Genomic DNA, 21,930 nt, shown 5'->3' with positions numbered 1-21,930 from the left:
TCATTGCTCATGCTTGTCCCCGTTGTCGAAAGGGAGCCTTCCCGAACGGCAAGGAGCGCCCTCAGGCGCCCTTTTGATGATCGAGTTGCAGGTTCAACTGGAGAATGTTGACCACCTGCGGGCCAAGGATACCAGCTTGTGCCGCCGACTTGACCTGCTCCGTCAACTGAACGGGATCCAGCCCCCGTTGCCCGGCGACCCTATCCACCTGGGCCAGCGCTGCATCGAGGGGCAGATGGGGATCGAGGCCGGAGGCGGAGCGGGTCAGCAGGGCGGGGACCCTGGCTTCCGGCTGCGCCCTGGCCGCAGCTGCGGCAAACTCGGCCCGTAGCGGCGAGCTCATCCTCAGGTTGCTTCCGCCGCCACCTATGGTGGCGAAATCGCTGGCGGAGGGGCGGGAGTGGAAGTAGTCGGCCCGCTCGAACTTCTGTGCCAGCAGGGCGCTGCCGACCACCTGCTGTTTGGCGTTGGTGAGCAGGCTGCCGTTGGCCTGCCAGGGGAAGAGCAGCTGGGCCAGCCCGGTGACGACCAGCGGATACGCTACCCCCAGCAGCAGGGTCAGGGTCAGCAGGGTTCTGATTGCTATCATGATTTTCTTGCTCCAAATGCGTTGGTTGGATGCGGGTCTGTCCCGCATCCGGTGATGCCGTTACACCAGCCCCAGGCCGGTGATGACCAGGTCGATCAACTTGATGCCGATGAAGGGCACTATCAGGCCGCCGACGCCGTAGATCAGCAGGTTGCGGCGCAGCAGGCTGGCGGCCGTTCCCTTCAGGCTGACCCCGCGCAGGGCCAGCGGCACCAGCGCGACGATGATCAGGGCGTTGAAGATGATGGCCGACAGGATGGCGCTCTCTGGGCTGCCCAGCTGCATCAGGTTCAGCACCCCCAGCTGCGGATAGGCGGCGATAAACAGGGCCGGCAGGATGGCAAAGTACTTGGCCACGTCGTTGGCGATGGAGAAGGTGGTCAGGGCGCCACGGGTCACCAGCAGCTGCTTGCCCACCAGCACCACGTCCAGCAGCTTGGTGGGGTTGGAGTCGAGATCCACCAGGTTGCCCGCCTCCTTGGCGGCCTGGGTCCCCTCGTTCATGGCCAGGCCCACGTCGGCCTGGGCCAGCGCCGGTGCGTCGTTGGCGCCGTCCCCGCACATGGCGACCAGGCGGCCATCGGCCTGCTCCTGACGGATGTAGGCCAGCTTCTTCTCCGGCGTCGCCTCGGCGATGAAGTCGTCCACCCCGGCCTCGGCGGCGATGGCGGCGGCGGTCAGCGGGTTGTCACCGGTGATCATCACGGTGCGGATCCCCATGTGGCGCAGGATCTGGAAGCGTGCCTTGATGCCCGGCTTGATGATGTCCTTGAGGAACACTACCCCCAGCAGCTTCTCGTGGGTGCAGACCAGCAGCGGGGTACCGCCCTGGCGGGCGATGTTGTCCACCGATTTGAGGATGAGCTCGGGCACCCCCTTGCGATCGAGCGAGAGGTAGCGCAGCACCGCGTCCACCGCCCCTTTGCGATAGTGATGGCCGTTGCGATCCAGCCCGCTCAGCCGGGTCTCGGCGCTGAAGGGGATGATGATGTCGCTCTCCAGCTGGCTCGGCTTGGTGTGGCTCTTGCCCGCCAGGATCAGGATGGATTTGCCCTCCGGCGTGTTGTCACCGAGCGAGGCCAGCATGGCGGCCTGTGCCAGCAGGGAGGGGTCCACGCCGGGGGCCGGGATCAGCTCGTCCGCCATCCGGTTGCCGAAAGTGATGGTGCCGGTCTTGTCCAGCAGCAGGGTGTGCACGTCGCCGGCGGCTTCCACCGCCCGGCCCGACTTGGCGATCACGTTGAGCTTCACCAGCCGGTCCATGCCGGCGATGCCGATGGCGGAGAGCAGACCGCCGATGGTGGTCGGGATCAGGGTGATGAACAGCGCCAGCAGATAGAGCCGGGGCACCTGGGTGCCGTTGTAGTCGAGGAACCAGGGCAGGGTGGCCACCACCAGCAGGAAGATCAGGGTCAGCCCCACCAGCAGGGCATCCAGCGCCATCTCGTTGGGGGTCTTCTGCCGCTTGGCTCCTTCCACCAGGGCAATCATGCGATCCAGCGTGCTTTCGCCCGGGTTGTTGCTGATGTGCACCCAGATCTGGTCGGAGACGACGGTGGTGTTGCCGGTCACGCCGCTGCGGTCGGTGCCCGACTCGCGGATGACGGGGGCGGATTCGCCGGTGATGGCCGCCTCGTTGACCGAGGCGATGCCGGCGACCACTTCGCCGTCGGCCGGGATCATCTCGCCGCTGCGCACCAGCACCAGATCGCCCTTGAGCAGGCTGGTGGCCGGTACCCACTCGCCCTTGTCATCCTGCGGGCTGGTGACTCGACGTGCCTTGAGCTGGCTCATGCCGGCCTTCAGGCTGTCGGCCCGCGCCTTGCCGCGCCCCTCGGCCAGAGTCTCGGCGAAGTTGGCAAACCAGAGGGTGAGCCAGAGCCAGGCTGTCAGCTGCCAGGCCAGCGAAGGAGCGACGCCGGAGAGCGGTTGCCCCAGCAGCGACTCCAGGGTCGCCATCACGGCCGCCAGCCAGAGGGTGAACAGGATGGGGCTGCCAAACAGCGCCCTGGGGTTGAAGCGATAGAGGGCTTCCACCATGGCCTGCAGGATCTGTGATTTCTGTTTCTTGCCCTTCACCGGAATGGTGTCGGTGCGCATTGAAGCGGACTTGCTCATTGGAAAGCTCCCTGCATCGAATAGTTGGTCACGCAGATCAGTGGGGTGTGCCGCATCAGAAGGCACCTCCCAGCAGGCTCAGGTGTTCCGCCACCGGGCCCAGCGCCAGTACCGGCAGGAAGGAGAGACCCCCCATCAGCAGCACGGTGACGATCAGCAGGGTGATGAAGAGCGGGCCGCTGACGGGGAAGTCCCCCTCGCTTCGCTCCTGGCGCGGGGCACGGGCCAGCTGGCCGGCGATGGCCAGCACCGGAATGATGTAGCCGAAGCGGCCGAGCAGCATGGCCAGCCCGATGGCGATGCACTGCCAGCTGTCGGCGGCGGCAAAGCCGGAGAAGGCGGAGCCGTTGTTGCCGGCGGCCGAGGCGTAGGCATAGATCAGCCGTGACAGACCGTGGGGGCCGTCGTGACCGATGACGGTGGCGGAGTTCGGCATCAGCAGGGTAATGCCGCCGATCACCAATACCCCGACCGGCATCACCAGCATGCTGGCGACCACCCACTTCATCTCGGTGATGCCGAGCCGTTTGCCCAGATAGGTGGGGGTGCGCCCCACCATCAGGCCGCACAGGAACACGGTCAGCAGAACGAACAGCATCATGCCGTAGATGCCGGCACCGACGCCGCCGAACACCACTTCACCCAGCAGCATGTTGATCATGGCGACCATGCCGGCGAGCGGGGCGAAGCTGTCGTGCATGGCGTTGACCGAGCCGTTGGAGGCGGCGGTGGTGGCCACTTCCCAGATGCTGGACAGCACGGGGCCGAAGCGGCTCTCCTTGCCTTCCCAGTTGCCGGCTTCGCTGGTGAGGTGGGCGAGGGCCGGATCCGGTTTCAGCTCCTGACCGATGGCGAGGCAGAGCCCCAGCACCAGCATGATGGTCATGGCGATGAGGATGGCGCGACTGTGAGCCAGATCCTTCACGTAGCGACCCAGGGTGCAGACCATGGCGGCGGCCAGCGTCAGCAGGGCGACCATCTCCAGCCAGTTGGAGAGGGCGGTCGGGTTCTCGAACGGATGGGCCGAGTTGATGCCGAAGAAGCCGCCACCGTTGGAGCCGAGCTGCTTGATGGCGATCTGGGAGGCAGCCGGGCCGAGCGGCAGCAGCTGCTCCTGGCCTTCCAGCGCGTGGAACGGCAGGTAGGCCGACAGGCTCTGGGGCACCCCCTGCCAGACCAGCAGCAGCGCCAGGATCAGCGCCATCGGCAGCAGCACGTAGAGACAGAAACGCACCAGATCCTGCCAGAAGTTGCCGAGGTGGGTGGTCTGCTGGCGGGCGATGCCGCGAAACAGGGCGATGGCGACGGCGGCGCCGGTGGCGGCGGAGACGAAGTTCTGGGTGGTGAGCCCCACCATCTGGCTGAAGTAGGAGAGGCTGGCTTCGCCGGAGTAGGCCTGCCAGTTGGTGTTGGTCATGAAGCTGACCGCGGTGTTGAAGGCGAGTTGCCAGTTCAGCCCGGGCAGCTGCTGCGGGTTGAGGGGCAATAGCCCCTGCGCCATCAGGATCAGGAACAGCAGGCCGAAGCCTGCGCCGTTGAAGGCCAGCAGGCTGAGGGCGTAGGACTTCCAGTCCTGCTCGCGCCCGTCCGTGCCGCAGCAGGCCAGGGTGGCGCGCTCAAGCGGGGCCAGCCAGCGACTCTTGCCTTCAAACACCCGATACAGGTAGTTGCCAAGCAGAGGCGCCGGCAGCAGCACCAGCAGCACGAACGCGACGGGATAGATGATCTCTTGCCACATATCCGGTTCCTCACTCATGAGTGCGCGCGAGGGCGCGCAGCAGATAGCCCGCGAGGGCGAGGACCAGCAGCAGATATAGCCAATTCATAACGACTCCGTTGAGGTAATTAGCGTCAGGGATCGATGCATATCCGTGTCGATCCCATGGGTCTCATTGACGCTGAAAGGGTATGTAAAACGGGCGTAAAGGCGCCATAAAGCCGAATTTGGCTGGCGTAAAATCGGCGTAAAGAAGGCAGGTTTTGTTGGCTGGTGGACAGGCAAGGCACAAAAAACCCGGCCTGGGCCGGGTTTGGTAGCAAGTTGCTGTGACTTTGATATGCGGTTAGCGCATGGTCACAAACTCTTCCGCGCTGGTGGGATGGATGGCGACACAGTTGTCGAAGTCCGCCTTGGTGGCGCCCATCTTCATGGCGACGCCGAAGCCTTGCAGGATCTCGTCCATGGCGAAGCCGATTCCATGCAGGCCGACTACCTTCTCTTCCGGCCCGACGCAGACCAGTTTCATCCGTGTGGGCTGGCGATGCTGGGTCAGGGCCGAGTACATGGCGGTGAACTGGCTGCGGTAGACCTTCACCTGATCTTCCCCGTACTCGGCAACGGCTTCCGGCTCGGTCAGGCCTATGGTGCCGATGGGCGGGTGGCTGAACACCACGGTCGGCACCAGATCGTAGTTGAGGTGCTCGCCCGGCTTGTTGTTGAACAGCCGCTCCGAGAGGCGGCGGCCTGCCGCGACAGCCACCGGGGTGAGCTGGATGCGGCCGGTGTTGTCACCGACGGCATAGAGGTTGGCGACGGCGGTGTTCTGGAACTTGTCGGTGGGGATGAAGCCCTTCTCGTCCAGGGTGATGCCGGTGGCAGCCAGATTGAGGTTGTCGGTGGCAGGCTCGCGACCGATGGCCCAGATGAGGCAGTCCACGGTGAGGTGGCGACCATCTTCCAGTTGCAGGGTCAGGCTGTCGTCTGCGTTCTTGATGACGGCCTTGGGAATGGCGTGGGTGTGCAGCTTGGGCCCTTCCTGCGCCATGATCTCCACCAGAGTCTCGTGGATCATGGGGTCGAAGTTGCGCAGCGGCGCATGCTTGCGCACCACCAGATGGGTCTCGGAGCCAAGGGCCTGCATCACGCCTGCGATCTCCACGGCGATATAGCCGGCACCCACCACGGCAACCCGTTTGGGCTGGCTTTGCAGGTCGAAGAAACCGTCGGAGTCGATACCCAGTTCGGCGCCCGGAATGGTCGGGACCTCGGGGCGGCCGCCGGTGGCAATCAGGATGTGATCGGCGCTGTAGTGCTCGCCGTTCACCTCGACGGTATGGCTGTCGACGAAGCGGGCGAAGCCCTTGATGACGGTGATCTGGTTCTTGCCCAGCACGTTCTGGTAGGACTGGTGAATGCGCCCGATATAGGCCTGACGGGATTCGACCAGCTTGGCCCAGCTGAAGTGGTTGAGCGTGGTGTCGAAGCCGTAGTCGGCGCCATATTTCAGGGCATCGGCGATCTGGCCTGCATACCACATGGCCTTCTTCGGTACGCAGCCGACGTTGACGCAGGTGCCACCCAGCTCTTTGGCTTCGATCAGGGCGACTTTCTTGCCGTACATGGCTGCCCGGTTGGCCGAGGCGATGCCGCCGCTGCCGCCACCGATGGCGATGTAGTCAAAATGCTGTGCCATTGAGAGGTTCTCCGCTCGTTAAGAATGCAGTCACAGCATGATGGGGACAAAGCGGCCGGCCCACAAGAGCCGGTGCTCAGTTCTGCTGGATGGGCAAGCGAATGTGGAACTGGGCGCCCTGGCCCGGTTCGCTGGCGCAGTGGATGCGGCCGCGCAGCAGCTGGACCACCAGGTTGTAGATGATGTGAGTGCCGAGCCCGCTGCCACCCTGTCCCCGCTTGGAGGTGACGAAGGGATCGAAGATGCGCGGCAATATCTCCGGGGGGATGCCGCGGCCGTTGTCACTGTAGTCGATGACCAGCTCGTCTCCCTGCTGCGCCACCTGGATGGTGATCTTTCTGGGCCTGTCCCAGCCATCGAAACCGTGATGGATGGAGTTGAGGATCAGGTTGGAATAGATCTGGGTGAAGCTGCCCGGGAAGGAGTAGATGCTCAGCTTGGGATCGCACTGGATGTCCACCTCGCACTGGGCCTTCTTGAGCTTGTAGCCGAGGGAGACCACCACCTGATGCAGGTTGTCGGCGAGGCTGAAGTTGTAGCGGGCCTCGGAGGACTGATCCACTGCCACCTGCTTGAAGCTGGCGATGAGCTCGGAGGCGCGTCTCAGGTTGCCTTGCAGCAGTTGCATCGACTCGTCGAGATTCTGGGTGAATTCGTTGAGGTAGGAGCGGGAGAGCTGCTTGGCCTCGATATGCTGCTTGAAGTCGGCCACCCGCTCCTGCAGGTAGGAGGAGGCGGTGACGCTGATGCCGATGGGGGTGTTGATCTCGTGGGCCACGCCGGCAACCAGGGAACCGAGGGAGGCCATTTTCTCCGACTCCACCAGGGTCTGCTGGGCCTGCTTGAGATCGTCATAGGCCTTGCCCAGCTGGTCGTTGGCATCGCTCAGGCTGCGGGTGCGTTCAGCCACCTTGCCTTCCAGCTGCTCGTTGAACAGGGTGATCTCCCGCTCCACCTTTTTGAGGGGGGTGATGTCATAGCCAAAGCCGATCAGGTACTTGAGGTTGGGCCCCTCGTAGAAGGGAGCGAAGGTCCACTGCAGTACCAGCTCGTTGCCCTGCTGGTCGTGCATGGTGATCTCCCTGTCCTCCAGGGCGCCCTGATCGGCCAGGGTGGCGGCCAGCTCGTCACGCTGCTCCTTGCTGACGAAGAGATCCAGCCAGTTGTGCTGCAACAGCTCCTGGTGGTGATAGCCGGTGAGCAGGATGGCCGCCGGGTTGATGCTGGCGATGTTGAGATCCGGCTCCATGCAGCAGATGACCATGTTGGCGGAGTTGATCAGGGTGGCGGAGAAGTCCCGCTCCTGCTGGAGCTGATCGGCGGCCTGATGGCGGGCCGTGAACTCGTCGTTCAGCCGGGTGCGCATCTGGTTGAGGGTGGCGGCCAGGGTATCGAATTCGTCAGGAGACTTGCGGGGCAGGGGGCGACCTTCCAGGGTCAGCTCCACCGCGAGGCGATCCAGGCTCAGTTTCTGGGCATAGCTGACGATGCGGTTGATATGACGGATCACCAGATAGTAGATGATGACCAGGATGCAGAACGAGACGACCAGGGTCTTGATGGTCTGGCTGACCAGGATCAGCACGGATTTCTCGATGAGGCGCTGGTAGACCTGCTCCAGGGAGGCGGCGACGAACAGCTTGCCGACCACTTCCCCCTGATAGCTCAGGGTGAACTCGCGGGAGATGTCGTATTGGGGCTGCTCCACCCCCTGGGTGAGCAGGGGCACTTCCGAATTGCCCAGCATCTCCTTGACCATGACGAACTGCATGTTGGGCAGGTTCATGATGCCCTCGATCTGCACCTTCACCTGCTCTTCATCCAGATTCCAGAGACTGGCCGAGATGGGTTGCAGGAAGGAGGCCTCGATCTGGCCGATGCTGGCCTCGATGACGGTCACATCCTTGTTGTAGTCCCAGGCGAGCTGAAGCACGGTGATGAGCAGTGCCAGCACCGTACTGCAGATCAGAATGTAGGAAAGCAGACGATAAGAGAGTCCGTTAAGGCCGACGGCCTTGGAGAAGATTCCTGACATGGCGTCCTTGCGGTCTGGATTGAGTGCGGTTTAGTTTAACTGCTTCATGGACTTATGTCGTGTGTCATCCAATGGATAAAAATAAGGCCCCTTTCGGGGCCTTTTTTGTGTGGGCTGGGATCAGTGACCGCCCTTGGCTTTTGCCGGGATGGATTCGTCGAATTCCGGCAGCGGCTTGTGCTCGGATGCCAGGAAGGTGTAGATGACCGGCAGCACGAACAGGGTGAACAGGGTGCCGATGGCCAGACCCGCCACGATGACGATGCCGATGCTGAAGCGCTGTGCCGCCCCCGCACCCGAGGCATAGAGCAGCGGGATAAGGCCTGCGATCATCGCCGCCGTGGTCATCAGGATGGGGCGCAGACGGACCTTGGCAGCCTGCATCACGGCTTGCATCCGGTTCAGACCATGGAGCAGCTGCTCCTCCTTCGCCACCTCGCAGATCAGAATACCGTGCTTGGTAATCAGACCGACGAGGGTGATGAGACCGACCTGGGAGTAGATGTTCATGGTGGCCATACCCCACGCCAGGGCGATCAGCGCGCCACTGATGGCCAGCGGCACCGACACCATGATGACCAGCGGGTCACGCACGGATTCGAACTGGATCGCCAGCACCAGGAAGATGATGGCCAGGGCCAGGGCGAAGGTGGCGTAGAGCGCATTCCCTTCGGTCACGAACTGGCGGGCTTCACCCATGAAGTCGTAACGATAGCCTTGGGGCAGCTTCTCTTCCGCGGTCGCCTTGAACCAGTTGATCGCATCCCCCATGGCCACGCCCGGTGCCGGTACGGCGCCGATGGTGGCGGAGTTCAGCTGGTTGAAGTGGGGCAGGGCACGGGGCTCTCCCTTCACTTCAATCTTGATCAGGCTGCCCAGCGGGATCGACTTGCCGTCGGCGGCACGCACGTAGTACCCCTTGATGGACTCGGGGTTGAGACGGAACTTGCGCTCCACCTGCGGGATCACCTCGTAGGAGCGGCCATCCAGGTCGATACGGTTGACGTAACCGTCCGCCATCATGGTGCCCATGGTGATGCCGATGTCCTGCATGGTGATGCCGTAGGCACCCGCCTTGTCCTTGTCGATGCTGATCTTCATGGTGGCCGAGTCGTAGTTCAGATCGAGATCCGAATAGACGAACTGGCCGTTGGCCTGGGTTGCCGCCAGCATCTCACCCGCGATCAGGAACAGGCTCTCGAAGCTGTTCGGGGTTGTGATGACGAACTGGATGGGCAGACCGCTCGAGGCCCCCGGGAGTTCCGGGAACTGGAAGGTGGTGATGGCCATCCCGGGGATGTCCTTCACCAGACCGGCAACCCGATCCAGTACCTCTTTCTGGCTCGCTTCACGCTGGCTCCAGGGCACCATGGAGGCGATACCGAACGCCTGATTGGAGTTGAACACCCCCGAGAAGACCTGGGAGTAAGCAATCTCCGGCTGGTCGTCCAGGACTTTGTTCACGTCCGCCATGGTGTTTTCGATGTAGTCCAGGTTGGCGTTGGAAGGCGCCGTCCCCAGCACCGCCATGACGCCTTTGTCCTCGGACGGGGCCAGCTCGCTCGGAATGAACTTGAACAGCAGCGGCAGGCTGGCGAACACGATGACGGCAAACAGGATGACCACGATGCGCTTTTGCATCACGGCATGGAGCATGGCGTCGTAGCGGGCCGTCATCCGGTCCAGCAGATCGTGCACGGTACGCTCGAACTTGCCGGGCTCCTCGTTGGCCCTGAGCATCTTGGCGCACATCATGGGCGACAGGGTCAGGGCGATGATGCCCGAGACGAACACGGCGCCTGCCAGGGTCAGCGCGAACTCCTTGAACAGGGAGCCGGTGATGCCCCCCATCAGGGCGATGGGCGCATACACCGCCGCCAGGGTGACCGTCATGGCGATGACGGGCACGGCGATCTCCCGGGTACCTATGATGGCGGCCCGGAACGGCTCTTCCCCTTCCTTGATGTGGCGGTCGACGTTCTCCAGCACCACGATGGCGTCATCCACCACCAGACCGATGGCCAGCACCATCGCCAGCAGGGTCATGAGGTTTATGGAGAAGCCGAACATGTCCATCATCATCACCACGCCGATGAGGCTCAGGGGAATGGTGATGATGGGGATGATGACCGCCCGGAACGAACCGAGGAACAGGGTGATCACCACCAGTACGATGGCGGCCGCCTCCAGTATGGTCTTGATGACCTCGTGGATGGATTCGTTGATGGCGATGGTGGAGTCATACAGGATGTTCACCTGCATGGTGCTCGGCATGTTGCGCTTCAGGCTCGGCAGCAGCTCCAGCACATCGTGGGCGATGTTGATGGGGTTGGCTGTCGGGGCTGCGTTGATGGCCAGAACCACGGCTTCGCGGCCGTTGGCGCTGGCGCGATAGATGTCGTGGCTCTTCTCCAGGGAGACCTTGGCGATGTCGGAGAGACGGATCACCTTGCTGTCGCGGGTGGCGACCACCAGACGCTTGAGCTCTTCGATGTTGCCGACCTGGGTCTCGGCGTTGCCGTTGAACAGGGTGAAATAGCCGGTGGCCTGGCCGGTCGCGGACTGATAGTTGTTGCTGTTGAGCACCGTCATCACGTCGCTTGAGGTCAGGTCAAAGGCGGCCATCTTGGCCGGATCCAGCCACACCCGCAGGGCGAATTCGACCCCGCCATACAGATCCACCTTGGAGACCCCGCCCACGGTAAACAGCTGGGGCTTGATGACCCGCTCCAGGTAGTCGGTGATCTGGCTGGAGTTGAGCTCCGGGCTGGTGAAGCCCATGTAGAGCACCGCCGTGGTGGAGCCGGTGGAGGAGGTGACCGAAGGGTCTTCCGCCTCTTTGGGCAACTGGGAACGCACCGAGTTGACCTTGGCCAGGATGTCGGACAGCGCGGCGTTCGGATCGGTGTTGAGCTTCATGTACGCCGTCACCGTGGAACTGCCCAGCTGGCTCGAGGAGGTCATGAAGTCGATGTTGTCGGCCTGGGCGACCGCCTGCTCCAGGGGCTGGGTGATGAAGCCTTGGATCAGATCCGCACTGGCGCCATAGTAGCTGGTGTTGACCGTGATGACGGTATTGATCACCTCGGGGTATTCACGCACCTGCATCTTGAAGATGGCCTGGAAGCCCAGCAGGGCTATCAGGAAGCTGAGCGAGATCGCCAGCACAGGCCGTTTTATGAATATGTCAGTAAATCGCATCGCAGCTCTCCGCGCTTACAGCATCGGGGTTTGTGCCGGAACGGCAAGGGCATCGTTCTCGACCACGTGCACCTTGGTATCGTTGCTCAGGCGAACCTGACCCGACAGCACGATTTGATCGCCAGCCTTGATGCCGGACAGCACATGGACATCGTTGCCGCGACGCTCACCTGCCTTGACCACCACCTGCTTGGCGCGTTTCACGCCGTCAGCCTCGTGAATGACGTAGACGTTCTCGCCATAGAGGGTGAAGGAGATGGCGGACTGCGGGATCACTATCTGGTCTTTCACCGTGGGCAGTATGATGCTGGCGCGGGCGAACATGCCGGAACGGAGCTGGCCGTCGTTGTTCGGAATGTCTGCCTGCACCTGGATCAGGCCGCTCTGATAGTTGACCGCGGGCTCGATGGCTGTGATTTGGCCGTCAAACTGGGTCTGGGGATAGGCATCCACGTTGATCTTGATGGTTTGTCCCAAGGTGATTTTGGAGATGTCGGTCTGGGGCACGGTGAAGCGCAGGCGCATCACGCTGGTGTCTTCCAGGCGCACGATCTCGGTACCGGGCTCCAGATACTGGCCGAGGAAGACGTTGCGCAGGCCCACGGCGCCGCTGAAGGGGGCACGCACCTCACGACGGGCGATGGTGGCCTTCAGACTGTCTATGTCCGCCTCGAGGGAGCGGTAGCTTGCCTCGGCATCATCCAGCTGGTCCCGGGAGATGGAGTTCTTCTGATAGAGGTTCTTGTAGCGCTCGAACTTGGCCCTGGCTGCCGGCAGCCTGGCCTGGGAAGAGTTCAGATTGGCTTTTTCCACACTGGAGTCCAGGCTCAGCAGCAGTTGATCCGCTTTGACATGTGCCCCGGATTCGAACCGGATGCTGTCGATGGTGCCTGACAGCTCGCTGGAGAGGGTGACCCCCTGGTTCGGCTCGATGAAGCCGATGGCTTCAATGGTGGGGACCCAGTCCTGCGCCTTGGTGACCATGGCGGTGACCGGGAACTCGGGCTCGGGCCGATTGGCCATGAACTCTGCAATCTTCTTCTGCTTGAACATATTGAAGCCGATGACACTGCCAAACAGGGCGAGTGCTATCAGCAACATGATGGCCATCCACTTTTTCATGAACAGGCTCCTGTGATGGAAACATTAGGGTTTAAAATGGCATTCCAGCTGGCCCGGATGACCGTCTCCAGCTGTTCCTGCGTCAATTCGAAATCGTGAACCCGGCGCTGCTGTGCCAGGTTGGCCACGCAATCCAGACTCAATGCTTGCAACACCAGAATGGGGAGATCGATGAAGAGTCCCTGTTGGCGTCCTTGCTCAAAGAAGCGCTCAAGTGGCGCCCACGTCGCCATTATGACCGGATCCCGCTCCAATTCAGCCCCCAATGGAGAACTTTCGTACTGCAATTTGCACTTGAGTGCATTGGGGTAGCTGGTGAAGATGGCATCGATGTTGAGCCAGAGGCGTCGATACTGCTTATAGGACACCTCTTCTATCTGCACACCTTCCATGACCAGGGGATGACACTTGAGGATAGTGTGCTGATAGAGCTGGCGGATCAGGTCATCCTTGTCGCTGAAATAGCGATAGATGGTGCCTGCCGCCACCTTGGCTTTCTTGGCGACCACGGCAATGGAAAGGCCGTAGAAGCCCTGCTCGCCGAGGATCTCGTGAGCTGCTTCGAAAATGCGTTCTTTCTTATCCATGGTTATCAGAGGTCAACGACTGAATGAACGTTCATTCATTCTAGGTGGGCGCAAAGGCAAGTCAAGCATTGCCCATCATCTCTGACCCTATGGGGTGAGGGATTCAAAAAGTAGTGGGGAATTGCTGGATCCAGCCTGAACAAAACAAAAATAGTTGAAAAGGGTCGGAAGTGATTGAAAAACAGGCACTTGATTCTTTGTGTCAAAAAAAGAGTAGACAAGGTCGGCATCATCATCAATAATGCGCCCCGTTCGACAGCGTAGCGCCCGTAGCTCAGCTGGATAGAGCGCTGCCCTCCGGAGGCAGAGGTCACAGGTTCGAATCCTGTCGGGCGCACCATCAAAAGTGCGCCGGTTAAACGGGCGTGTTGAAGAACGAAAACAGCTGTGGTGGCTGTAGCTCAGTTGGTAGAGTCCCGGATTGTGATTCCGGTTGTCGTGGGTTCGAGCCCCATCAGCCACCCCATTTTACAGCTTGTCAGGTACGCGAAGGTGGCGGAATTGGTAGACGCGCTAGCTTCAGGTGTTAGTGCCCCCCGGGTGTGAGGGTTCGAGTCCCTCTCTTCGCACCATACTTGCTGTATGACGAGGATGACCAGATGGTCATCTTTGTGTTTTTAGAATACCCCTCGGTGATTAGCGCAGCCCGGTAGCGCATCTGGTTTGGGACCAGAGGGTCAAAGGTTCGAATCCTTTATCACCGACCACATTTGAAAACCCCGCTCAGGCGGGGTTTTTGCTTTTTGGCGTTTCTCTTCCGCTTTTTCCTGTCACGTCTTTTTACACTTCTTCAGGCGCCTGTTCGCCACGAGTTCGGTATGCTGGGCCCGGAGCCGCGAGACAGGGGACGCTCGGGCACGGACCAGATACAAGGCCTATGCATCACCATATCACTTCTCTTCAACTCTCCGTGCTGGCCATGGCCGCACTGCTGCTGGGTGGTTGCGCCCTGCAGCCGAAACCGGAAGATCTTCTGATGGGCGCCGCCCCCAAGCCAAAGGCCGAACTCGAGGCCACCTTGGTAACCAGTGGTGGCTTCTGCGTGACCCTGAGCGAGCAGGGCCGTCTGCTGACCCAGCCCTGCGATCAGCAACCGAACCAGTCATTCAGCTGGGATGTCGGCGCCCTGCAACTGGCCGGGGATTGCCTGGTCGCCAGAGGGGAAGATGGTCTGGGGATGGAGGTGTGCCGGGAGGAGAGCCATCAATGGCAGTGGCAGGGGGATCGTCTGTTTAATCGGCAGGTGTCGCTGTGCCTGGATGTGGCGGGTCGCCGTCATAAGCCGGCCGTCCCCCTGCGCCTCGCCGAATGCTATGGCGGCGCCAACCAGAGCTTTGAGTGGACGCCATCCGGCACGCTGTTGAACCGTCTGATGCACCCGGCACTGGCGTGGTGACAAGAGAGCGAGAAACAAAAAGGGTGGCCACATGGGCCACCCTTTTTCGATCCGCGATGGGGATGCCTAATCAGCGGGTCTGGGAGGCGAACAGTTTCTCCAGATAGACGGCAACGCCATCTTCATCGGAAGTGAGGGTCTGTTCGTGCTCTGGCAGGGCCAGTTTGAGGCGATCGTGGGCGTTGCCCATGACCACACCACGGCCCACCATGCTCAGCATCTCGAAGTCGTTCATGCCATCGCCGAAGGCCACGGCCTGTGACATCTCCAGGCCGTGCTGCTCCAGCACGGCGCGCACGGCATTACCCTTGTGCACACCGGCATGCATCACCTCGAGGCAGTCAGGCAGGGAGAAGGTGACGTTGAGTCGATCACCATATTGCTGGTTGAGGTGCGCCTCTATCTTCAGCAGCTTGTCGTGGTCGCCGATGTAGAACACCTTGTTGACCCTGTCCATCGGGTGGCTGGCGAGATCCGCCAGACGGTAGCTGAAGCCGGAGTCGTGATGGAACTTCAGCAACCAGGGCAGCTCCTCTTCCACCAGCCACTCGTCGCCGTAGTAGACGTTGATGTGGATGGACGGGTCGCGTTCCATGGCGATCAGCTCGGCCGCCACCGTGCTCGGTAGCGCCTGGTTGTAGACCAGTTGATCCTGCTTGTCGTGAACCACGGCGCCGTTGGAGGTAATGAGGTAGATATCCAGCCCCAGCGCATCGCGGATGCTGCGCACATCCACATGGTGACGGCCGGTGGCGACCACGAACTTGACGCCCTGGTCGACCAGGCGGTGCAGGGTATCCCGGGTGCGGGAGGAGATCTGGTGCTGCCCGTTGAGCAGGGTACCATCGAGATCGGACACAACTACCTTGAACATCATTACCTCGACTTCAATTGAACGCCGAGGGAGTGTACCCCAGCGTCTGCCGTCACCCCATTTATTTAGGGATCCAAAAAATAACCAGCCCCTTCTGGTTGCGTCAGTAGCGCGCGAAGAAGGCCAGGGTTGCATTGAGCGCGGCCTGGCGCTGGGGATCCGCCTCGATGAAGAGCTCGTGCCAGGCCCCTTCGATACGCAGCGGCTTGCTCCCTTCACATTGGGCCTTGGCGCAGAAGGCCTCCTGGGCGGCGTTGTCCACCACGCTGTCCTCGCCGGCCTGCAGCAGCAGCAGCGGCGTCTTGATGGCGCGGGCGTCGGCCACGACCGCGTCCGATCCTGTGATGGCCTGATGGATCCAGTGGGCGGTGGCGCCCCCCAGCCTGACCTGGGGATGCTGTTCGTAGATCTGGCGGAAGGCCTGATAACGCGCCGTGCTGTGGGTCAGCTCGTTGTCGGCAAAGCCGTGATCCTCATAGGGTCCCTGACCCGGGCCGTAGGGGGGCTCGCCCACCCAGCCGCCGACCGTGCCGATGGTGGCCGCCAACCCCTTGGCCAGCCACTTGGGCAGGCCGCCGAGGTTGATGCCCATCATGGGGGAGGAGAGCACCGCCGCCTGGATGTCGTTCGGCCAGCGTTCCAGATAACGGGCCGAGATGGCCCCCCCCATGGAGTGGGCCAGCAGGAACAGCTTGGCGGGTTGGTCCTGGGCGATCACTTCGTCATGAAACTGTTTGAGATCGGCGACATAGTCGTCGAACTGGTCGACATACCCCTTCTCTTTGTCGACCAGCATGCGGTCTGACATTCCCTGGCCGCGATGATCGATGAGGTAGAGGCTGTAACCCTGACGCCAGAGATCCCAGGCCAGCTCCTGATACTTGAGGTAGCTCTCGACCCGGCCGTTGACGATGAGGATGGCGCGATCGATCTTGGGCTGGCGCAGGGCGGCATAGCGGAGGGTGACCCCGTCCTTGCCCTTGAACTCCCCCTCGACGGCATGCTGGCGCCAGAAGTCGGGCAGGGTCTGCTGATAGAGGGCGGGGACGTCGGCTTCAGTGGTCAGCTGGTAAGGATTGCTCACGGCAAGGGCTCCGGCAGAAAACAGGGTCAGGGCCAGCAGGGGCAGGTGGTTAAGCTTCATCAGTGTACTCTTCCGAAGGATCATCCGATTGTTGGGCGGCCCATCCTTTGCGGGTCAGCTGCATCTGCTGCCACCAGCGTTCGTCCGCCAGGATCTCGCCGGTCGGGCCGAGCTGGGGGTAGGGCATCTCTTTCTCCTTGCAGAGCTGGGCATAGACGGGATAGCCCCCCTCGAACAAGATTGTGTTCTGTTCTTCGGGTGTGAGTGGGCAGCCGCGCTGATAACAGCCGGCCAGTTCGCGCTGGCGCTGGGCCTCGTAAAGGATGGCGGCGGCAGCCACCGAGACGTTGAGGGACTGCACCATGCCTACCATGGGGATGACGATATGGTGATCGGCCAGGGCCAGCGCCTCTTCGCCGATGCCGTGCTTCTCCTGGCCCACCAGGATGGCGGTGGGTCTGGTGTAGTCGATGGCGCGAAAGTCCACGGAGCTGTCGGAGAGGTGGGTCGCCAGGATCTGCATGCCGGAGGCCTTGAGTTCGGTCACCGCGCTGCCGATGTCCGGGTGCAGCTTCACGTCCACCCAGTTCTGGCTGCCGCGGGCGGTGCCCTTGCGCTTGTGGATCCAGCTCTTGGGCCAGACCGCGTGCACCCGGTGGATGCCGATGGCATCGGCAGTGCGCACGATGGCGGCCAGGTTGTGAGGTTTATGAACCTCTTCCATGCAGACGGTCAGGTCGAGCTGGCGCTGGGCCAGCATGTCGGAAATGCGTTTGAAGCGTTCAGGAGTCATGTCGGTTTCTATGTCGTGAGGCCGGTGCATGCAACAAGGCTGGTGGCTTGCGGCATGGGGCCCTGGGTATCTCTTGAAAAGCAGCAGGCGGCTTGCGCCGCCTGTGTTCAGTTTTTCTGTCGGCTCACCCTGAGCACGTTGGGCATGACCCGGATCTTGCGCATGATGTTGGCGAGGTGGATCCGGCTCTTGGTGGTGATGAGCAGGGTGACCACATAGACCCGGCCATCTTTCTCCTCAGTGCTGATGGCGTGGATGTTGGCGCCGGTGGCGGCAATCACGTTGGCCAGCTCCGCCAGGGCGCCCTGGTGATTGACGATCTCGATGCTGATGCCGGTGCGGAATTCCTGCTCCTGCTCCTTGTCCACCTCCCACTGCACCGGCAGGTATTTGTCCGGTTCGCGGCTGTAGCCCTTGATGTTGCGGCAGGACTCCTGGTGGATCACCAGTCCCTTGCCCGGGCTGATGTGGGCAATGATGGCGTCCCCCGGGATGGGGCGGCAGCAGTTGGCGAAGGTGACCAGCATGCCGTCGGCCCCCTTGATCGGCATCTTCTTGCTGGTGGATTTGGGCTGCTCTTCCGGCGGCAGTTCATCTCCCAGCATGCGGCGTGCCACCATGACGCTCATGGCGTTGCCAAGGCCCACGTCGGCCAGCAGCCCCTGCAGGTTCTCGTGTTTGGTATCGGCCAGCACCTGCTTGACGCGGGCTTCCGGGATGTCTTCGATGTTCTTGGCGCCGAGGGCATGGTTGAGCAGGCGGCGGCCCAGCACCACGGACTCTTCGGTGCGCAGGTTCTTGAGGAACTGACGTATCTTGGAGCGCGCCTTGGTGGTCACCACGAAGTTGAGCCAGGCCGCGTTCGGGCGGGCGCCGGGGGCCGTGATGATCTCCACCGTCTGACCGGAGTGCAGCGGGCTGCTCAGCGGATAGGGGTGGCGGTCGACCCGGGAACCGACGCAGGCATGACCGATGTCTGTGTGCACCGTGTAGGCGAAGTCCACCGGGGTGGCGCCGGCGGGCAGCTCCATGATGCGGCCCTCCGGTGTGAAGACGTAGATCTCGTCGGGGAAGAGGTCGGTCTTGACTCCCTCGATGAACTCGAAGGAGCTGCCGGCGCTCTGTTGCAGCTCCAGCAGGCTCTGCATCCAGCGCTGGGCGCGGATCTGGGCCGTGGTGCCCGAGCTGTCCCCATCCTGCTTGTAGGCCCAGTGGGCGGCGACGCCCTTGTCGGCCATCTGGTCCATGAACTCGGTGCGGATCTGCACCTCCACCGGTACCCCGTGGGGGCCCACCAGGGAGGTGTGCAGGGACTGGTAGCCGTTGGTCTTGGGGATGGCGATGTAGTCCTTGAAGCGACCGGGGCGCGGCTTGTAGAGGCTGTGCATCTGCCCAAGCACTCGGTAGCAGGTGTCTATGTCTTTCACTCTCACTCTGAAAGCATAGATATCCATCACTTCGTGGAATTGCAGTTCTTTCTTCTCCATCTTGTTGTAGATGGAGAATAGGTTCTTCTCGCGTCCGCTCACCTGGGCATCGATACCGGCTTCCCGCAGACGCCCCTCAATCTCGCTCTGGATGGAGTCGATGATCTCGCGCCGGTTGCCACGGGCGCGGCGCACCGATTCCCGCAGTACCCGGGAGCGCATGGGGTAGAGCGCCTCGAAGCCGAGCTCTTCCAGCTCGTTCTTCATGGTGTGAATACCGAGGCGGTTGGCGATGGGGGCGAAAATCTCGAGGGTTTCCCGGGCGATGCGGCGGCGCTTGTCCGGTCGCAAGGAGCCGAGGGTACGCATGTTGTGAGTGCGGTCGGCCAGCTTGATCAGGATGACCCGGATGTCCTGGGTCATGGCCATCATCATCTTGCGGAAGTTCTCGACCTGCGCTTCCTTGCGATCGCGGAATTTGAGCTTGTCGAGCTTGGAGACACCGGAGACCAGCTCGGCGACGGCGTTGCCAAACTGCTCGGCCAGGTCGTCCTTGGTGACAGGGGTATCTTCGATGACGTCGTGCAGCACGGCAGCCATCAGGGTCTCGTGATCGAGGCGCATGTCGCCTAGGATGCGGGCCACGGCAACGGGATGAGTGATGTAGGGTTCACCACTGGAACGCATCTGTCCCTGGTGAGCATCACGGGCTACCACATAGGCTTGCCTGAGCTTCTCAACCTGCTCGGGTGGCAGGTAGGAACTGGCTATTTCTTTAAGATTTTCAAATAAATACAAGACAGTCCCCGCAGCGGTTAAACGGCAATCCGTGAAATTGAGGGTATGCCCTCGAGTTTGCGAGGTTTTCGAGCGGTTGTAAATGGGGAGAACAGCCGGCACCCGGGCGGGCGCCGACTATGGGAAGCGACTGACTTAGCCGCGACCTTCTGCGATGGCAGCAACGGCAGCCAGCTCGGCGGCTTCCTGCTCTTGCTGCTCGTAGCGGTCCTGAGTATCCATCACCTGGTTGTTGACCAGACCCAGTTCGATCTCGCGCAGGGCGATCACGGTCGGCTTGTCGTTCTCTTCGTCGACCAGGGGATCCTTGCCTTGTACCGCGATTTGACGAGCGCGGCGCGCGGCGACCAGCACCAGGTCAAAACGGTTACCTACCTGTTTTACAGCATCTTCTACAGTAACGCGGGCCATGCGGGACTCCAGTGTTTGGGCTTTCTGTGATTGAAAAAGCGGTGTTTAAAAATGACGCAAAAGTTTACTTGTTTTTGGCTTACTCTGCCAGTAGCTGTTTCAGCAAGTTTTGCTGGGCCTGCTGTTGCTGACGCATTTCCAGGCGCTGGCACTCTATGATGGCCCTGAGCTGGAACAGTGCCTGATCAAAGTCTTCATTGATGATGACATAGTCATACTCGTCGTAGTGCACCATTTCGGCAATGGCTTTCTCCATCCGGCCCTTGATCACCTCGGCGCTGTCCTGGCCGCGGCCGATCAGGCGGCGCTCCAGCTCCTCGCGGCTGGGGGGCAGGATGAAGATGGACTTGGTCGGCATCAGTTCGCGGATCTGGCGGGCACCCTGCCAGTCGATGTCGAGGAAGACGTCGATGCCCTGCGCCAGACAGGCCTCGATGGCGGCGCGGGAAGTGCCGTAGTAGTTGCCGAAGACTTCTGCCCACTCCAGAAAGTCACCGCGCTCGATCAGCGCCTTGAACTCTTCCACCTTGACGAAGTGGTAGTGCACCCCGTGCTCTTCACCGGGACGGGTGGCGCGGGTGGTGTGGGAGACCGAGAGTTGCATCTTGCCGGCGGCGTTGTGCTGGGTCAGCAAGGCATTGAGCAGACTGGACTTACCGGCCCCGCTCGGGGAAGAGATGATATAGAGAGTGCCTTGTTGCGCCATGTCTGTACCTTTAAGCGATGATCCGCGCTTTGGTTGTAGCAGAGGCCGCCGTCTTGTGCCCGATAAGGGAGACGGTTGCTCGCAATGCGCGGAGGAATCAGAGTCAGGAGGATGTAAAGGCGGCGAATGTTAGCAGATGGGGGCGGATAAAAAAACGGCCGGAATCATATTCCAGCCGATCAAAATATCCGTAGCTTGCTGTGCGGGCGTTACCCGCATAGAGGGCCATTCTGCCCACGGAGCCGGGGCCGGGCCATCAGATTATCCCTGCGCCAGGGCTCGGAATTTCCGAGTTGCCCTGGGTCGGTAGAAGATGCTTGTCGGTACAGAGGCGGTCGAAGGCGGCGATGACCCGCTCGCGGCTTATCTTGGCCATGGCGTCCGGATCCTTGAGGCGGGTGCGCCAGCCGAGCTCGGCCAGCGGCTTGCCGGTCTCCTGCTCAATCAGTTCCTGATAGACGCTGACCAGATAATCCCGGCACAGATAGGGGCCGGTACGGGCGGGGTTGTGGTGGGCGTAGAGGCCGATCACGGGTGTTCCCACCAGGGTGGCCATGTGGGCAGGGCCGGTATCCGGGGCCAGCACCAGGCTCGCCTCGCCAATCAGCGCCAGCAATTGCTTGAGGCTGGTCTGCCCCACCAAATCTGCCGGCTTGCTCTGGCTGAGGCGCTGGATCTCGGCGGCGAGATCCCGCTCCAGCTTGGCCGGTCCGCCGCACAGATAGACCTGAAAGCCCTTGTCTGCGGCGTGATCCGCCAGCGCGGCATAGCCGGCGGCAGTCCAATTCTTGAATGCCTTGCTGGCAGCGGCGCAGATGAGCAGGGTCGGCTTGCCGCCAATTTTCTCCTTCGCCCAGGCCTGGTGCTCGGCGCTGATGGGCAGTTGCCAGTCCGGGGTCAGATCCTTTATCCCGAGCTCTTTGGCGAAGGCGAGAAAGCCGTCCAGGACGTGGGGGGAGGCGGGTGAGGGGACCCGATGGTTGGTGAACAGCCACTGACCGTCGCTGGCGCGCTCCCGATCAAACCCGAGTTTGACCTTGGCCTTGATGCCGAGGGTGGCGATGCTGGCGCGCATGGCGGCCTGCAGGTGAAGCAGGGCATCGAACCTGCGCCCCTTGAGGGTCTGCCAGAGATCGCGATAGCCGCGCCACCCCTTGCTCTTGTCGAAGGGAATGACCTCGACCCCCGGCAGATCGGCGAACAGGGTCGCCTCAATCTTGCCGGTGATCCAGGTGATGCGGGTCTGGGGCCACTCCCGCTGGATGACGCGCACCAGCGCCAGCGCGTGGCAGCAATCTCCGATGGCGGAGAGCCGCAGGATGCAGATGGAGGAGGGCGGCGTTTGGAACAGCGGCATGATGTGGCGCAACGATGGC

Annotated in this window: 16 protein-coding genes and 4 tRNA genes; 5 read left to right on the top strand and 15 right to left on the bottom strand. The window is 61.9% G+C overall.

Annotated features, from left to right (window positions below; all coding sequences use genetic code 11):
* Positions 1 to 61: 61 nt before the first annotated feature.
* From AB5Y47_RS13375 to AB5Y47_RS13340, 8 genes are all read right to left on the bottom strand, one after another.
* Positions 62 to 589 (bottom strand): potassium-transporting ATPase subunit C, encoded by a 528-nt coding sequence (locus tag AB5Y47_RS13375; protein WP_368220301.1) that lies wholly within the window; start codon positions 587 to 589, stop codon positions 62 to 64.
* A gap of 60 nt (positions 590 to 649) precedes the next feature.
* The gene (gene kdpB, locus AB5Y47_RS13370) at positions 650 to 2,707 is read right to left on the bottom strand and encodes a potassium-transporting ATPase subunit KdpB (protein WP_368220300.1); all 2,058 of its coding nucleotides are present in this window, start codon (positions 2,705 to 2,707) and stop codon (positions 650 to 652) included.
* A 55-nt stretch (positions 2,708 to 2,762) separates the two neighbouring features.
* Positions 2,763 to 4,445: a potassium-transporting ATPase subunit KdpA gene (gene kdpA / locus AB5Y47_RS13365; RefSeq protein WP_368220299.1), complete on the bottom strand. Its 1,683-nt coding sequence runs from the start codon at positions 4,443 to 4,445 to the stop codon at positions 2,763 to 2,765.
* A 325-nt stretch (positions 4,446 to 4,770) separates the two neighbouring features.
* Positions 4,771 to 6,120, bottom strand: a complete 1,350-nt coding sequence (gene gorA, locus AB5Y47_RS13360; protein ID WP_201956202.1) for a glutathione-disulfide reductase — start codon at positions 6,118 to 6,120, stop codon at positions 4,771 to 4,773.
* Positions 6,121 to 6,196: 76 nt separating this feature from the next.
* The gene (locus AB5Y47_RS13355) at positions 6,197 to 8,155 is read right to left on the bottom strand and encodes an ATP-binding protein (protein ID WP_069651592.1); all 1,959 of its coding nucleotides are present in this window, start codon (positions 8,153 to 8,155) and stop codon (positions 6,197 to 6,199) included.
* Between the two features lie 120 nt (positions 8,156 to 8,275).
* Positions 8,276 to 11,356, bottom strand: a complete 3,081-nt coding sequence (locus AB5Y47_RS13350) for a multidrug efflux RND transporter permease subunit (RefSeq protein ID WP_045522654.1) — start codon at positions 11,354 to 11,356, stop codon at positions 8,276 to 8,278.
* A gap of 15 nt (positions 11,357 to 11,371) precedes the next feature.
* Positions 11,372 to 12,478 carry an efflux RND transporter periplasmic adaptor subunit gene (locus tag AB5Y47_RS13345; RefSeq protein ID WP_041212081.1) on the bottom strand — a complete coding sequence of 369 codons (1,107 nt, stop codon included), beginning with the start codon at positions 12,476 to 12,478 and terminating at the stop codon, positions 11,372 to 11,374.
* Positions 12,475 to 13,065 carry a TetR/AcrR family transcriptional regulator gene (locus AB5Y47_RS13340; RefSeq protein ID WP_010672311.1) on the bottom strand — a complete coding sequence of 197 codons (591 nt, stop codon included), beginning with the start codon at positions 13,063 to 13,065 and terminating at the stop codon, positions 12,475 to 12,477. Before AB5Y47_RS13340 ends, AB5Y47_RS13345 begins: the two co-directional genes overlap by 4 nt.
* Positions 13,066 to 13,328: 263 nt before the next feature.
* Between AB5Y47_RS13340 and AB5Y47_RS13335 the strand changes: the two genes are divergently transcribed.
* The 5 genes from AB5Y47_RS13335 to AB5Y47_RS13315 all read left to right on the top strand — a co-directional run bounded on the left by AB5Y47_RS13335 (position 13,329) and on the right by AB5Y47_RS13315 (position 14,461).
* A tRNA-Arg gene (locus AB5Y47_RS13335) sits at positions 13,329 to 13,405 on the top strand.
* A gap of 50 nt (positions 13,406 to 13,455) precedes the next feature.
* Positions 13,456 to 13,531 (top strand) — tRNA-His (locus AB5Y47_RS13330).
* A gap of 20 nt (positions 13,532 to 13,551) precedes the next feature.
* Positions 13,552 to 13,637: transfer RNA gene (locus AB5Y47_RS13325), tRNA-Leu, on the top strand.
* A 58-nt stretch (positions 13,638 to 13,695) separates the two neighbouring features.
* Positions 13,696 to 13,772, top strand: a tRNA-Pro gene (locus AB5Y47_RS13320).
* A 170-nt stretch (positions 13,773 to 13,942) separates the two neighbouring features.
* Positions 13,943 to 14,461 (top strand): ricin-type beta-trefoil lectin domain protein, encoded by a 519-nt coding sequence (locus AB5Y47_RS13315; RefSeq protein WP_043153707.1) that lies wholly within the window; start codon positions 13,943 to 13,945, stop codon positions 14,459 to 14,461.
* 70 nt (positions 14,462 to 14,531) lie between these two features.
* Here AB5Y47_RS13315 and AB5Y47_RS13310 read toward each other — a convergent pair whose 3' ends face one another.
* The 7 genes from AB5Y47_RS13310 to AB5Y47_RS13280 all read right to left on the bottom strand — a co-directional run bounded on the left by AB5Y47_RS13310 (position 14,532) and on the right by AB5Y47_RS13280 (position 21,911).
* Positions 14,532 to 15,335: a Cof-type HAD-IIB family hydrolase gene (locus AB5Y47_RS13310; protein ID WP_102949268.1), complete on the bottom strand. Its 804-nt coding sequence runs from the start codon at positions 15,333 to 15,335 to the stop codon at positions 14,532 to 14,534.
* Between the two features lie 103 nt (positions 15,336 to 15,438).
* Complete coding sequence (locus tag AB5Y47_RS13305) at positions 15,439 to 16,479, bottom strand: alpha/beta fold hydrolase (protein WP_102948987.1); 1,041 nt, start codon at positions 16,477 to 16,479, stop codon at positions 15,439 to 15,441.
* A complete protein-coding gene (gene trmH, locus AB5Y47_RS13300; RefSeq protein WP_180911303.1) occupies positions 16,469 to 17,212 on the bottom strand; it encodes a tRNA (guanosine(18)-2'-O)-methyltransferase TrmH in 744 nt (247 codons plus the stop codon). Before trmH ends, AB5Y47_RS13305 begins: the two co-directional genes overlap by 11 nt.
* Positions 17,213 to 17,319: 107 nt before the next feature.
* Complete coding sequence (gene spoT, locus AB5Y47_RS13295) at positions 17,320 to 19,437, bottom strand: bifunctional GTP diphosphokinase/guanosine-3',5'-bis pyrophosphate 3'-pyrophosphohydrolase (protein WP_039040667.1); 2,118 nt, start codon at positions 19,435 to 19,437, stop codon at positions 17,320 to 17,322.
* Positions 19,438 to 19,572: 135 nt separating this feature from the next.
* A complete protein-coding gene (gene rpoZ, locus AB5Y47_RS13290; protein ID WP_005307060.1) occupies positions 19,573 to 19,848 on the bottom strand; it encodes a DNA-directed RNA polymerase subunit omega in 276 nt (91 codons plus the stop codon).
* 79 nt (positions 19,849 to 19,927) lie between these two features.
* Positions 19,928 to 20,554, bottom strand: coding sequence for a guanylate kinase (gmk, locus tag AB5Y47_RS13285; protein ID WP_045522661.1), 627 nt, complete (start codon positions 20,552 to 20,554; stop codon positions 19,928 to 19,930).
* Between the two features lie 256 nt (positions 20,555 to 20,810).
* Positions 20,811 to 21,911, bottom strand: coding sequence for a glycosyltransferase family 9 protein (locus AB5Y47_RS13280; protein ID WP_102949269.1), 1,101 nt, complete (start codon positions 21,909 to 21,911; stop codon positions 20,811 to 20,813).
* Positions 21,912 to 21,930: the final 19 nt, after the last annotated feature.

The sequence above is a fragment of the Aeromonas sp. R7-2 genome, assembly GCF_040908105.1.
Classification (GTDB): domain Bacteria; phylum Pseudomonadota; class Gammaproteobacteria; order Enterobacterales; family Aeromonadaceae; genus Aeromonas; species Aeromonas caviae.
This window is presented reverse-complemented; position numbering and strand designations above follow the sequence as displayed.

Bases quoted from the DNA above. Each gene is read 5' to 3' on its own strand.
- AB5Y47_RS13345 (WP_041212081.1), bottom strand. From the start codon at position 12,478: ATGAAAAAGTGGATGGCCATCATGTTGCTGATAGCACTCGCCCTGTTT.
- AB5Y47_RS13350 (WP_045522654.1), bottom strand. From the start codon at position 11,356: ATGCGATTTACTGACATATTCATAAAACGGCCTGTGCTGGCGATCTCG.
- AB5Y47_RS13305 (WP_102948987.1), bottom strand. From the start codon at position 16,479: ATGAAGCTTAACCACCTGCCCCTGCTGGCCCTGACCCTGTTTTCTGCC.
- kdpB (WP_368220300.1), bottom strand. From the start codon at position 2,707: ATGAGCAAGTCCGCTTCAATGCGCACCGACACCATTCCGGTGAAGGGC.
- kdpA (WP_368220299.1), bottom strand. From the start codon at position 4,445: ATGTGGCAAGAGATCATCTATCCCGTCGCGTTCGTGCTGCTGGTGCTG.
- AB5Y47_RS13375 (WP_368220301.1), bottom strand. From the start codon at position 589: ATGATAGCAATCAGAACCCTGCTGACCCTGACCCTGCTGCTGGGGGTA.
- AB5Y47_RS13355 (WP_069651592.1), bottom strand. From the start codon at position 8,155: ATGTCAGGAATCTTCTCCAAGGCCGTCGGCCTTAACGGACTCTCTTAT.
- AB5Y47_RS13280 (WP_102949269.1), bottom strand. From the start codon at position 21,911: ATGCCGCTGTTCCAAACGCCGCCCTCCTCCATCTGCATCCTGCGGCTC.
- AB5Y47_RS13315 (WP_043153707.1), top strand. From the start codon at position 13,943: ATGCATCACCATATCACTTCTCTTCAACTCTCCGTGCTGGCCATGGCC.
- AB5Y47_RS13340 (WP_010672311.1), bottom strand. From the start codon at position 13,065: ATGGATAAGAAAGAACGCATTTTCGAAGCAGCTCACGAGATCCTCGGC.
- gorA (WP_201956202.1), bottom strand. From the start codon at position 6,120: ATGGCACAGCATTTTGACTACATCGCCATCGGTGGCGGCAGCGGCGGC.
- trmH (WP_180911303.1), bottom strand. From the start codon at position 17,212: ATGACTCCTGAACGCTTCAAACGCATTTCCGACATGCTGGCCCAGCGC.
- gmk (WP_045522661.1), bottom strand. From the start codon at position 20,554: ATGGCGCAACAAGGCACTCTCTATATCATCTCTTCCCCGAGCGGGGCC.
- rpoZ (WP_005307060.1), bottom strand. From the start codon at position 19,848: ATGGCCCGCGTTACTGTAGAAGATGCTGTAAAACAGGTAGGTAACCGT.
- AB5Y47_RS13310 (WP_102949268.1), bottom strand. From the start codon at position 15,335: ATGTTCAAGGTAGTTGTGTCCGATCTCGATGGTACCCTGCTCAACGGG.